This window comes from Pseudomonas koreensis, assembly GCF_036668835.1.
GTDB lineage: Bacteria > Pseudomonadota > Gammaproteobacteria > Pseudomonadales > Pseudomonadaceae > Aquipseudomonas > Aquipseudomonas koreensis_I.
In genome coordinates this window covers 426447-438969 of the sequence record NZ_JAZEVW010000001.1, presented here as the reverse complement: position 1 = coordinate 438969, position 12523 = coordinate 426447, and the positions used below count along the sequence as shown (strand labels likewise).

The window sequence follows — 12523 nt, the reverse complement described above, 5'->3', positions numbered from 1 at the left end:
CGCGGCCACTGCCATCTGATTGGAGTTTGATGACCATGAGTGTGGAAACTCAAAAGGAAACCCTGGGCTTCCAGACCGAGGTAAAGCAGCTGCTGCACCTCATGATCCATTCGCTGTATTCGAACAAGGAAATCTTCCTGCGCGAATTGATCTCGAACGCCTCTGACGCTGTCGACAAGCTGCGCTTCGAAGCGCTGGCCAAGCCAGAGTTGCTCGAGGGCGGCGCTGACCTGAAAATCCGTGTGAGCTTCGACAAGGACGCCAAGACCGTCACCCTCGAAGACAACGGTATCGGCATGAACCGTGACGATGTGATCACCCACCTGGGGACGATCGCCAAGTCCGGCACTGCCGATTTCATGAAAAACCTGTCCGGCGATCAAAAGAAGGATTCGCACCTGATCGGCCAGTTCGGCGTAGGTTTCTACTCGGCCTTCATCGTTGCCGACAAGGTTGACGTCTACAGCCGTCGCGCCGGCACTGCTGCCAACGAAGGCGTGCACTGGTCGTCGAAAGGCGAGGGTGAGTTCGAAGTCGCCAACATTGACAAGCCAGAGCGCGGTACTCGCATCGTCCTGCACCTGAAATCCGGTGAAGACGAGTTCGCCGATGGCTGGCGTCTGCGCAACATCATCAAAAAGTATTCCGACCACATCGCGCTGCCGATCGAGCTGCCGAAAGAAGTCACCGCAGCTGAAGGCGAAGAGGCCCCGGCCGTTGAATGGGAAACCGTCAACCGCGCCAGCGCCCTGTGGACCCGTCCGCGCACTGAAGTAAAGGACGAGGAATACCAGGAGTTCTACAAACACATCGCTCACGACTTCGAGAATCCGCTGTCGTGGAGCCACAACAAGGTTGAAGGCAAGCTCGAATACAGCTCGCTGCTGTACGTGCCGGCCCGCGCGCCGTTCGACCTGTACCAGCGTGAAGCGCCAAAAGGCCTGAAGCTGTACGTGCAGCGTGTGTTTGTCATGGATCAGGCCGAGTCGTTCCTGCCGCTGTACCTGCGCTTCATCAAAGGCGTGGTCGATTCCAACGACCTGTCGCTGAACGTGTCGCGTGAGATCCTGCAGAAAGACCCGATCATCGATTCGATGAAGACCGCGCTGACCAAGCGCGTGCTCGACATGCTGGAAAAACTGGCGAAGAACGAGCCTGAGCAATACAAGGGCTTCTGGAAAAACTTCGGTCAGGTCATGAAAGAAGGCCCGGCAGAAGACTTCGCCAACAAAGAGAAAATTGCCGGTCTGCTGCGTTTCGCATCGACCCAGGGCGACGACGGCGAGCAGGTTGTCGGTCTGGCTGACTACCTGGCCCGCGCCAAGGAAGGTCAGGACAAGATCTACTACCTCACCGGCGAGACCTACGCGCAGGTCAAGAACAGCCCGCACCTGGAAGTCTTCCGCAAGAAAGGCATCGAAGTGCTGCTGCTGACCGATCGCATCGACGAGTGGCTGATGAGCTACCTGAGCGAGTTCGACGGCAAGACCTTTGTCGACGTGGCACGTGGTGACCTCGATCTGGGCAATCTGGACTCGGAAGAGGACAAGAAGGCTGCAGAAGAAGTCGCCAAGTCCAAAGAAGGTCTGGTCGAGCGTCTGAAAACCGCGCTGGGCGATTCCGTTGCGGAAGTTCGTGTATCGCATCGTCTGACCGATTCGCCGGCCATTCTGGCCATCGGCGAGCAGGACCTGGGCCTGCAAATGCGCCAGATCCTCGAGGCGAGCGGGCAGAAGGTGCCGGATTCGAAGCCGATCTTCGAATTCAACCCGAACCACCCGCTGATCGAGAAACTCGATGGCGAGCAGAACGAAGAGCGTTTCGGCGACCTGTCGCACATCCTCTTCGATCAGGCTGCGCTGGCTGCCGGCGACAGCTTGAAAGACCCGGCCGCTTATGTGCGCCGTCTGAACAAGCTGCTGGTTGAACTGTCGGTTTGATCACGTTGTAGGAAAAACCCGCTTCGGCGGGTTTTTTCATTCTGGTGTTTAACGAATCAGGAGTCAGAAATGAGCCAAGTCACTGTACGTTCCGTGGTATACCAGATTGACGGCCAGCCTTACGAAGGTCGTTTGGCCTTCGATGCCGAGCACAAAGGTGCGCTGCCGGGTTTGTTGATGGCGCCGAACTGGATGGGCGTCAGCGCCGGTGCCGAAGACATCGCCAAAGCGGTCGCGGCCAAGGGTTATGTGGTGTTGATCGCTGACGTCTACGGCCAGGCCGTACGTCCGCAGAACGCCGATGAAGCGCTCGCTGCAATGATGCCGCTCAAGGACGACCGCGCCTTGCTGCGCAAACGCCTGCAAGTGGCTTTCGAGCAGTTGCAAAGCCAGGGTGAAGCGGCGGTGAATACCGCGAAACTGGCGGTGTTCGGTTTCTGCTTCGGTGGTTGCTGTGCACTGGATCTGGCCCGCACCGGCGCGCCAGTGAAAGCGGCGGTGTCGTTCCACGGCACGCTGGACTCGCCGAACCCGGCGGATGCGCAGAACATCCAGGGCTCGGTGCTGGTGCTGCACGGCGCGTCCGATCCGTTAGTGCCGAAAGAGCAATTGCCGGCATTTGAAGACGAGATGAATGCCGCTGGCGTGGATTGGCAGTTGCTCAGCTACGGCGGTGCGGTGCACTCGTTTACCGACCCGCATGCGAACGTGCCGGGCAAGATGATGTACGACGAGAAGACCGCGAAGCGCGCGTTCAAGTCGATGCATGATTTGCTGGATGAAGTGTTCAAGGGCTGAAGCCGAAAAAGCAAAAGCCCCTCACCCTGGCCCTCTCCCGGAGGGAGAGGGGACTTACGGAGGTATCTGGCGCTATGCATCGACCTGAAAGAGCTGTGTCGATTATGGATTCAGCATGTATCTCTCATTCGGCGTACCTCTTTGATATCCCCCAATCGGCTCCCTCTCCCTCCGGGAGAGGCTGGGGTGAGGGCAAAGGGTTCAACGCGGTAACTCGATCCGCTCGACTTCCCCCGGCACCGTCGGCCAGTCCCCGGCCGCCCATTTGCGCCGCGCTTCATCGATCGCCGTCGGGTCACTGGCAACGAAATTCCAGTTGATCCGTCGCGGCCCGTCCAGCGCCGCACCGCCAAATACCACCGCGTGCACATCACTTTCGGCAAACAGACTCATCTCTTCCCCGGCCGGCAGCACCAGCAACGCGTGAGGCTCAATGGCTTCGCCGTTCAACTGTGCATCGCCACTCAATACGTACACCGCACGTTCGGCATGCTCGGTCGGAATCAGCAGCGTCGTTGCGCTCTGCATTCGCACTTCGGCATACAGCGTAGGAGAAAGCACCGGCACCGGTGACTCGAGGCAAAAGCCTGACCCGGCAATCATGCGGATCTGCACGCCGAGGTTATCGCTGACCGGCAAGGTCGCCGCCGGATGATGGCTGTAGTGCCCAGGTCCCTGTTCAAATTCCTTGGGCGAGGCCAGCCAGACTTGCAGGCCGTGCAGGGTAAAAGTCTCGGCGAGCAACGGTGCAGGAGTGCGCTCGACATGGGCGATCGCGGTGCCGGCGGTCATCCAGCTGACATCGCCGGCGCAGACCAGCTGATCCGAACCCAGGCTGTCCTTGTGTTGCAGTTGGCCTTCGAACAGATAGGTGAGGGTCGACAGACCGATGTGTGGATGCTGTCGGATATCCATGCCTTTACCTGTCGGATAAACCGTCTCGAGCATGTGGTCGAAGAATACGAAAGGCCCGACGCTGCGGCATTTGGCTGACGGCAGCGGGCGCAGGATCGGCTGGCCTTCGACGTCTTCGGCGCGCGGGCGGATGATCAGGGGTTGCATGTCCATGGGAGCATTCCAGGCTGAGCGGGCGATGCCAGAAGCATAACCCGCCGCTGGCCATGGGAGGATTATTGGCTGTCGAAGCCTTGCGGGGTGTGGGTTTCGATCGTCACGTCACTGGTGGTCATCAGTTTGTGAATCGGGCAACGGTCGGCGACCCGCAGCAGTTCGTCGCGTTGCGCGTCGGTGAGTACGCCTTTGAGGGTCAGGGTGACGTGCAGGACGTATTTGCCTTTCTGCTCTTCGCTGTTGTCGCGTTTGACGTCGACGCCCACGCCGGTCAGCGGAATGTCCTTCTTCTTCGCGTACATCTTCAGCGTCAGCGCTTTGCAGGTGCCGAGTGCGGCATCGAAATAATCGTGCGGCTCTGGCGCCGAACCTTCACCGCCGGCCGTTTTCGGCACGTCGGCAAACAGTTCGTGGTCATCGATTTGTACGGTATGACGATAGCCTTCAGCGGAGACGGTATTGACGGTAACAGTCATGAGAACCTCACAGGCAGCAGGAAAAATCGTTGGGTCAGGGAAGACCTTGCAGTTATAGAACATTCCCACCGGTACGCGTTCCGCTTTCCGTGAGGGCTGAACCCTTTTCCTGCGGGCGGGGTCTAGGCTATGCCCACCTGCCGGAGATTACTTGTGTTTTTGTCGCGTCTGATTGTCGCCTGCCTTCTGGCTTTTACCGGGACTGCCCATGCCCGCGAATACACCTACAGCGATGCGCACCTGCATTACGTGGATTTTTTCCAGGAAAGCGCTGGCATGGCGAAACTGCTGACGGCAATGAAAGAAAATGCCATCGAGCATGTGATGATTTCCGGCATTCCCGTGGCGAAGAAGTGGCACGAGGACGAACCCAAGCGCCCGCGCTATTACGCTGGTGATGATGCCGACGCCTACTGGTACAGCGCCACCGATGTGATCATCGCCGATGCGGTGCAAAAGCTGCCCCCGGAACAGCGCCCGTACTTCCATCCGTTTTTATCGGGTTTCAACCCCAACGACAAAAACTCTGCCGCGCACATCCAGCGCATGCTCGACCTCTTCCCCGGGCTATGGCAGGGCATCGGCGAAGTATTCACCCGGCACGACGATCTGACTGCGCTTACCGCCGGCGACACGCCGCGAGCCAACAACGAAGCGATGACCAAGATCTATCACCTTGCAGCGGAAAATGATCTGCCGGTGATGCTGCATTCCAACATCACCTCCAAGCGTGAGAAAAATCCGCTGTACCTGCAGGAAGTCGAAGAGCCGCTGCGTAATCATCCGCACACCCGCTTCATCTGGGCGCATGCGGGCACCAGTGCGGAAATCCATCGGCATCAAAAGCAGCTGCCGTTTCTGCTGCCGACCCTGACGCGGATGCTCGAGGCGTATCCGAACCTGTTCATCGATCTGTCATGGAGCATGCTCACGCCGTACCTGTTGGACAAGCAGGGCAAACCTCGGCCGGAGTGGCTGGCGCTGGTGGAAAAGTACCCTGATCGCTTCATGCTCGGCTCTGACGTGGTAGGACGATTCAACAAGCTCGGTCAGGAAATGCACAGCTATCGACCGTTTCTGGACGCACTGCCGGAGGCGGTGGCCCGTAAGGTTGCGCGGGATAACTTCCTGGCGATGCTGCCGCGCAATACGCTCAAAAGCGCTGACCCGCACTGAGACGTTAAGACAGCGGTTCGAACTAGCCGCTCGTCTGCCTATCGCCTTTTCGTCTTACGCAATTTCAGGGCAATGCCGATACCTTCTAAAGCAACCCGCTGCAGGCTGATGCAGCGCTTTTGGAAGGAGCCAGTGTCATGAACATCCGTAATTTCAATATCGCCCCGCGCGCCGGCGTCGGGTTTGGCCTGTTGGCGTTGATGGTCTTTGCTCTCGGCGCATTCGCCCTGCTGCAGATGTCGAACATGCGCGCGCAGTCCGATGAGGTCGACAACAACTGGCTGCCGAGCGTGATGGCGGTCGGGGACATGAGTCAGGACATGCTGCGTCTGCGCGCCTTGACCATGCGCCTGCTGCTCAATCGAGACCCCAAGGCGCTTGAGCAGAACGTCGCCAAGCTCAGCGAGCTGCGCAATGGTCTGACTGACACGCAGCGACGCTATGAAGGGCTTATCGCCTTGCCTGAAGAGCGAGCGCTGTTCGATCGCTTCAAGGTCGCCGAACAGAAGTACCTTGAGTTTCAGGCGCAGGTGGTGCAGCTGTCGGGGCAGAATCGGGTGGCCGACGCTTCAGCGATTCTCAATGAGCAGATGAGCGCGCTGGCCGACGAGATCGCCGTCACCCTGCGCGAACTGGTCGACTTGAATAAACACAATGCCAATCTGGCTACCGAGGCGGCGCGTTTGGTGTTCAACCAGTCGCGGGTCTGGGTTGCCGCGATGATTGCCTTGACTGCGCTGATCACCATTGGCCTGGCGTGGTTGTTGACCCGCAGCATCGTCGTGCCATTGACCCAGTCGCTCAGCGTGGCCGAAGTCGTCGCCGGCGGTGATTTGACCGGCGATATTCACATCGCCGGCAAAGACGAGCCGGCGCGGCTATTACAGGCACTCAAGAGCATGCAGCTCAACCTGCGCGAGACGATTCGACGCATCTCTGAGTCGTCCACGCAATTGGCCTCGGCCTCTGAAGAACTGAGCAGCGTCACCGAAGACGCCACCCGCGGCTTGCATCAGCAAAGCCAGGAAATCGAGCAGGCTGCCACGGCGGTCAACCAGATGACCGCGGCGGTGGAGGAGGTGGCGAACAACGCCGTGGCCACTTCAGAAGCGTCGCGCGAATCCGACCGCATCGCCCGCCAGGGTCGCGAGCAGGTGCAACAAACGGTGACATCCATCGAATTCCTCGCCGGCGACGTGACCCAGAACGCGGCCAAGGTCGAAGACCTGGCGCAGAAGATTCATGGCATCAGCAAAGTGCTTGATGTGATTCGTTCGATCGCCGAGCAGACCAATCTACTGGCCTTGAACGCCGCGATCGAAGCCGCGCGCGCTGGTGACGCCGGACGTGGCTTTGCGGTGGTCGCCGATGAAGTGCGGGCCTTGGCCCATCGCACCCAACAGTCAACGCAGGAAATCGAACAGATGATCGGCGGGATTCAGCAGGGTACCGATTCGGCGGTCAGTTCGATGCAGCAAAGCAATACGCGCGCCCGATCGACGCTGGAACTGGCCAAGTCTGCCGGTATGGCGCTGGAAGAGATCGCTTCGGCGTTTACCCTGATCAATGAACGCAATCTGGTGATCGCCAGCGCTTCGGAAGAGCAGGCAGCGGTGGCGCGGGAGGTGGACCGTAACCTGATGAACATTCGCGATCTGGCGATGCAGACTTCGGCCGGGGCCAATCAGACCAGTGCGGCGAGTCAGGAGTTGTCGCGGTTGGCGGTGGATTTGAACGGGATGGTGGCGCGGTTTTCGGTTTGAGTGCGAAAAGCCCCTCACCTTAGCCCTCTCCCGGGGGGAGAGGGGACTGATTGCGGGGATTTGGAGATTTGCGATGGTTTGGTACTGCTTTGGGGAATGGAAAATCGACTCAGTGATTCAGGTCGACGTACAGCAAAAGACACCTCGGTAGGCTCCCTCTCCTGTGGGAGAGGGCTGGGGTGAGGGCCAGGCCAGGCACAAATCTCCAATCCAGCAGCCAATAAAAAGCCCCGCATTTTCGCGGGGCTCCTGGTTCCTGCAACGAATCAGCTGCCTTTGACAGCCTTGCCGTTGACCGTACCGTCCTGGAGCATGATGTTGTACTCCTTGCCGTCGGTCTCGACCTGCTGCAGGCGAACCAGCAGGTAATCCCAGTCCTTGGCGAACCACAGCACGGTGATGCGCTTGCTTTGTGTCGGGTCGCGCACGCGTTCGACTTTGATCGCGTCGATCTTGCCGGCCTTGGTCTCGACTTTTTCCGAGCCCAGTACGCGGAAGTCATAGGTATCGACTTCGCCGTCATCGACCACTTGATAACTCATGGTCTTCTTGCCGGCGGCCACGTCATGCTGCAGCGCCAGTTGATAGGTGGACTTGTCGACCATGCCACGGTTCAGCGGGATCTTCACCGCGTCGCCACGGTCGGTGCCGGTGACCAGTTTGTTGTTCCAGTCGAAATCCAGATCAGCCTTTTTGGCTTTGCCCAGACCACCGCGTTCAAAGTGGTAGGACTGTGGCAGCAAGGTGTCCTTGTCCAGCGTCAGGGTGCTTTCTTCAGTCAGGCTGGCGATCATCATCGAGGCCTTGAAGCTGAGCTTCCACACGCCGTTGGCTTCCTTGGCCAGGCTGCGCTCGGCGGTGCCGCTCATGGGCAGCTGCTTCCAGTCGGCGGTGTAGCTGGCGGAGAACGGTTGAAGGTCCGCTGCCTGCGCGAAGGGCAGGGCGAGCAGAGCGCAAGCGAAGAGCAGGGCGCGACGCATAATATCTCCTAGATTCGAATCAAGTGGCCGCTGGCGGCGAGTAACTGCCCGTCCAGCAAAGCACCGTGCTCCCCGAGAGCCAGCCTGCCTTCGGCAAACCAGCGTACCGCCAATGGGTAAATCCGGTGTTCCTGAACGTGGACGCGCTGCGCCAGACTCTGCGGCGTGTCGTGCAACTCTACCGGTAATACTGCCTGTACGACCAGTGGCCCGCCATCGAGTTCCTCAGTGACAAAGTGCACCGAGCAGCCGTGTTCCGTGTCGCCGGCCTCCAGCGCACGCTGATGAGTGTGTAACCCTTTGTATTTGGGCAGCAACGACGGATGGATATTGAGCAGACGACCCTGGTAATGACGGACGAAATCAGCGCTGAGAATGCGCATGAAGCCGGCCAGTACCACGAGTTTCGGTTGGAATTCGTCGATCAGTTCGATCAGTGCAGCATCGAAGGCCTCGCGGCCTTCGAATGCCTTGTGATCCAGCGAGCGGGTGGCGATACCCGCATCACTGGCGCGTTGCAGGCCGTAGGCGTCGGCGCGATTGGAAATCACTGCAGCGATACGGACCGGGCTGTCGCCGGTCCGCGTGCTGTCGATCAGGGCCTGCAAGTTACTGCCGGTGCCGGACAACAGCACCACGACATCACAGGGTGCGGACATCAATGAGCCTTAAGGTTCTGCAGATCGACCTGGGCAGCGCCTTCGGCAGCCGCGGCGATCTGACCGATCACCCAAGGCTGCTCGCCAGCGTCACGCAGGGTGTTCAGGGCCACTTCAACGTGTTCCTGAGCCACGCAGATGACCATGCCGACGCCGCAGTTCAGGACGCGGTGCATCTCGGTCTCGTCAACGTTGCCTTTTTCTTGCAGCCAGTCGAACACCACAGGGCGGGTCCAGCTTGCGACGTCGACCACGGCCTGGGCGCCTTTTGGCAGCACGCGCGGGATGTTGTCGAGCAGGCCTCCACCGGTGATGTGGGCCATGGCCTTGACGGCGCCGGTGTCCTTGATCAGCTTGAGCAGCGGTTTGACGTAGATACGGGTCGGGGCCATCAGCAGGTCGGTCAGCGGTTGGCCGTCGAGCTGGATGTTTTCGATGTCTGCGCCGGAGACTTCGATGATCTTGCGGATCAGCGAGTAGCCGTTGGAGTGCGGGCCGGACGATGGCAGGGCGATCAGCGCGTCACCGGTGGCGACTTTCGAGCCGTCGATGATTTCCGACTTTTCCACCACGCCGACGCAGAAGCCGGCCAGGTCGTAGTCTTCGCCTTCGTACATGCCGGGCATTTCAGCGGTTTCGCCGCCCACCAGCGAGCAACCCGACAGTTCGCAGCCAGCGCCGATACCGGTCACTACCTGGGCGGCGGTGTCGACGTTGAGTTTGCCGGTGGCGTAGTAGTCGAGGAAGAACAGCGGCTCGGCGCCGCACACCACCAGATCATTGACGCACATGGCGACCAGGTCGATGCCGATGCTGTCGTGCTTGTTCAGGTTCAGCGCCAGACGCAGCTTGGTGCCGACGCCGTCGGTGCCGGACACCAGCACGGGCTGCTTGTAGCCGGCCGGGATTTCGCAGAGGGCGCCGAAACCGCCCAGGCCGCCCATGACTTCCGGGCGCGCAGTGCGCTTGGCGACGCTCTTGATGCGTTCGACCAATGCTTCACCGGCGTCGATGTCTACACCGGCGTCCTTGTAGCTCAGGGAGGGTTGCTTGCTCATGATCCAGGCCTTTAGGGGAGGGGATTCAGGGGGTAACGACCGAGTTCAGCGGGAACATCGAAATCGAGGTGGCGGTGGCCTCACGCGAGTTTCGGGGTGCCCGGCTGTTGCCGGTCTGCGAAGGCGCGCGATTTTATCAGGCTTGAGGGGCAGCGGCCATCCTCGCACCGACGGGCAGGGCCATATCCGCGGAATTTTTTTACAATCCAGCGCCTTGAACGTCTGTATAAGGTGTGGCCATTAACCGTCTATCGTTATCACTGTGCAAAAACTTACCGCCGCCGTGTGAATGTTTTGCGCAGGCCAAGGGTCACAGCCTTGCTCAAGCGGTTCACGCGGCCTGTTCCAGCCGCTCCTGTCGACGGGAATTCTCCATGCGTTTTGCTAAATTTTTGTTTGTAGGCTGTCTTTCGCTGCTCAGCCTGGCGAGTCACGCCGAAAATCTCAAAGGTCTTTATCAGGTACGCCAGCCAGTCACTGGCCAGGCGCCGGAAGAGCGCGATCGCGCCACGCAGGCGGCGCTCGACACGCTGGTGCTGCGCCTGACCGGTGACCCGAAAGCCCCGCAAAGTCCCGGCCTGGCGGCGATTCGCAAGGACCCGCAGCAGATCATCAGTCAATTCGGTTTCGATGCCGGGCCGCCGGAAGTGCTCAAGGTCGATTTCGACCCGGCGACCAGTGAACAGGCGCTGCGTCGCGCCGGCTTGTCGCTGTGGGGCGCCAATCGGCCGTCTATCCTCGGTTGGTGGCTGAACGATTCGACTGAAGGGTCGAGTCTGGTCGGTGACGGTCAGGCCGCGGCGACGCCATTGCGTACAGCCGCGCAGCATCGTGGCTTGCCCCTACGCCTGCCGCTGGCCGACCTGAGCGAGCAGTTGGTCGCCACCGCGCCGACACTCGAAGGCGCCGATGCCGCGCCGCTGCGCAATGCTTCCGAACGCTACAACGCCGACGCCTTGCTGGCGGTGCATGCCCGCGAAGAGGGCGGGCAGTGGCAGGCCAAATGGCGTCTGTGGCTGGGTGATCAGAAAGAAGCCGGCAGCGTGCAGGGCGCCGATCAAGCTGCCGTGGCCGATGCGGTGATGCTGGCCGTGGCCGAGCGCCTGGCGCCACGCTTTGTGGTCAAGCCCGGCGCTTCGGGGCAGCAGACCCTCGAAGTGCAGGGCATGAATCTGGAACATTACGCGGCGCTGTTGCGGTTACTCGAACCGTTCGGCGTGCGTCTGCAGACGGTCGATGGCGATCGTATCGTCTACCGGGTCAACGGCAGTGCCGAGCAGTTGCGTGCGCAGCTCTCGCTGGCGAAGTTGCAGGAGTTGCCGCCAGAAGCGCCAGCGCCGCAGCCTGTGGAAGCGGGTGCTGCACCGGTGGCAGCGCCAGCTCCGATAGCGGCGGCGCCGTCGTTACGCTTTCGTTGGTAAATCTTTCTTTATATAGAAGCAGGAGTGGTAAATGGCCGATACGCGGCGTTGGTTCTGGCTCGGTGGGGTAGTCCTGCTTTGCGCGTTTGTATGGTTGCTGCACCCGATCCTCACGCCGTTCCTGGTCGCGCTGCTGCTGGCTTATCTGTTCGATCCGCTGGTGGATCGGCTGGAGCGCGCGGGCTTGTCACGTACTTGGGGAGTGATCGCGGTATTCGCCTTGTTCACTCTGATCGTCACTGCCTTGCTGTTGGTGCTGGTGCCGATGCTCGCCAAGCAGTTGCTGCGTCTGTACGAGCTGGCGCCACAGATGCTCGACTGGCTGCAGCACACCGCGGTGCCGTGGGCGCAGGCGAAGCTGGGGCTGTCGGATGGTTTCTGGAAGTTCGACAAGGTCAAAGCGGCGATCAGTGAACACATGGGCCAGACCACCGACATCGTCGGCGTGGTGCTGAGCCAGGCGACGGCGTCGAGTCTGGCGTTGATTGGCTGGCTGGCGAATCTGGTGCTGATTCCGGTGGTGAGCTTTTACCTGCTGCGCGACTGGGACGTAATGATGGCGAAGATCCGCAGCCTGCTGCCGCGTGATCGCGAAGAGCGCGTGGTGGCGCTGGCCGGCGAATGCCATGAAGTGCTCGGCGCGTTCGTGCGCGGGCAGTTGCTGGTGATGCTGGCGCTGGGCGTGATCTATGCGGCGGGGCTGATGATCGTCGGTCTGGAACTGGGGCTGTTGATCGGCCTGATCGCAGGTCTGGCGGCGATCGTGCCTTATATGGGCTTCGTGATCGGTATCGGCGCGGCGCTGATCGCCGGGTTGTTCCAGTTCGGTGGTGATCTGTACCCGATGGTCGGCATCGTCGCCGTGTTCATGGTCGGCCAGGCGCTGGAGGGCATGGTGCTGACACCGCTGCTGGTGGGCGACCGCATCGGCCTGCATCCGGTGGCGGTGATTTTCGCGATTCTCGCCGGTGGCGAGCTGTTCGGATTTACCGGGGTGTTGCTGGCGCTGCCGGTGGCGGCGGTGATCATGGTTCTGGTGCGCCATGTGCACGACCTGTACAAGGATTCCGACATCTATAGTGGTGTGGACGAGCCGGAGTTGTAATGGCGAAGGGCGGCCCGGCGAGCGGCCGGGTAGCCCCGTTTTCCTTGAGCGCTTGCGCCAAAGAAACTGTCAGGAA

Annotated in this window: 11 protein-coding genes and 1 pseudogene; 7 read left to right on the top strand and 5 right to left on the bottom strand. The window is 60.5% G+C overall.

What is annotated here, in order from left to right; all coding sequences use genetic code 11:
* The first annotated feature begins 35 nt into the window (after positions 1 to 35).
* Both htpG and V6F91_RS01855 read left to right on the top strand, forming a co-directional pair.
* Positions 36 to 1940, top strand: coding sequence for a molecular chaperone HtpG (htpG, locus tag V6F91_RS01860; RefSeq protein WP_332761918.1), 1905 nt, complete (start codon positions 36 to 38; stop codon positions 1938 to 1940).
* A gap of 69 nt (positions 1941 to 2009) precedes the next feature.
* Positions 2010 to 2738, top strand: coding sequence for a dienelactone hydrolase family protein (locus tag V6F91_RS01855; RefSeq protein WP_332761915.1), 729 nt, complete (start codon positions 2010 to 2012; stop codon positions 2736 to 2738).
* Positions 2739 to 2939: 201 nt separating this feature from the next.
* Here V6F91_RS01855 and V6F91_RS01850 read toward each other — a convergent pair whose 3' ends face one another.
* Both V6F91_RS01850 and V6F91_RS01845 read right to left on the bottom strand, forming a co-directional pair.
* Positions 2940 to 3806: a pirin family protein gene (locus tag V6F91_RS01850; protein ID WP_332761913.1), complete on the bottom strand. Its 867-nt coding sequence runs from the start codon at positions 3804 to 3806 to the stop codon at positions 2940 to 2942.
* 62 nt (positions 3807 to 3868) lie between these two features.
* Positions 3869 to 4285, bottom strand: a complete 417-nt coding sequence (locus tag V6F91_RS01845; protein WP_332761911.1) for an OsmC family protein — start codon at positions 4283 to 4285, stop codon at positions 3869 to 3871.
* 129 nt (positions 4286 to 4414) lie between these two features.
* Between V6F91_RS01845 and V6F91_RS01840 the strand changes: the two genes are divergently transcribed.
* The 3 genes and pseudogenes from V6F91_RS01840 (at position 4415) to V6F91_RS27335 (ending at position 7224) form a co-directional block, all read left to right on the top strand.
* Positions 4415 to 5461 carry an amidohydrolase family protein gene (locus tag V6F91_RS01840; RefSeq protein WP_332761909.1) on the top strand — a complete coding sequence of 349 codons (1047 nt, stop codon included), beginning with the start codon at positions 4415 to 4417 and terminating at the stop codon, positions 5459 to 5461.
* Between the two features lie 137 nt (positions 5462 to 5598).
* Positions 5599 to 6369, top strand: a pseudogene (locus tag V6F91_RS27340) (MCP four helix bundle domain-containing protein); the annotation flags it as partial.
* Positions 6361 to 7224 carry a methyl-accepting chemotaxis protein gene (locus V6F91_RS27335; protein WP_423815312.1) on the top strand — a complete coding sequence of 288 codons (864 nt, stop codon included), beginning with the start codon at positions 6361 to 6363 and terminating at the stop codon, positions 7222 to 7224. The pseudogene V6F91_RS27340 and the gene V6F91_RS27335, both read left to right, overlap by 9 nt.
* A 266-nt stretch (positions 7225 to 7490) precedes the next feature.
* Here the strand turns inward: V6F91_RS27335 and V6F91_RS01830 are convergent, their stop codons facing one another.
* From V6F91_RS01830 to purM, 3 genes are read right to left on the bottom strand one after another with little or no spacing between them, the layout of a single operon-like run.
* A complete protein-coding gene (locus V6F91_RS01830) occupies positions 7491 to 8204 on the bottom strand; it encodes a DUF3108 domain-containing protein (RefSeq protein ID WP_090282429.1) in 714 nt (237 codons plus the stop codon).
* 8 nt (positions 8205 to 8212) lie between these two features.
* On the bottom strand, positions 8213 to 8863 hold the full coding sequence (purN, locus tag V6F91_RS01825) for a phosphoribosylglycinamide formyltransferase (RefSeq protein ID WP_332761906.1): 651 nt from the start codon (positions 8861 to 8863) through the stop codon (positions 8213 to 8215).
* A complete protein-coding gene (gene purM, locus V6F91_RS01820; RefSeq protein ID WP_332761905.1) occupies positions 8863 to 9921 on the bottom strand; it encodes a phosphoribosylformylglycinamidine cyclo-ligase in 1059 nt (352 codons plus the stop codon). The genes purN and purM overlap by 1 nt, the downstream gene beginning before the upstream one ends.
* Before the next feature lie 374 nt (positions 9922 to 10295).
* On the opposite strand from purM, the gene V6F91_RS01815 reads away from it, so the two are divergent.
* A complete protein-coding gene (locus tag V6F91_RS01815) occupies positions 10296 to 11342 on the top strand; it encodes a DUF2066 domain-containing protein (protein ID WP_332761903.1) in 1047 nt (348 codons plus the stop codon).
* A gap of 31 nt (positions 11343 to 11373) precedes the next feature.
* Complete coding sequence (locus V6F91_RS01810) at positions 11374 to 12447, top strand: AI-2E family transporter (protein ID WP_332761901.1); 1074 nt, start codon at positions 11374 to 11376, stop codon at positions 12445 to 12447.
* Positions 12448 to 12523: the final 76 nt, after the last annotated feature.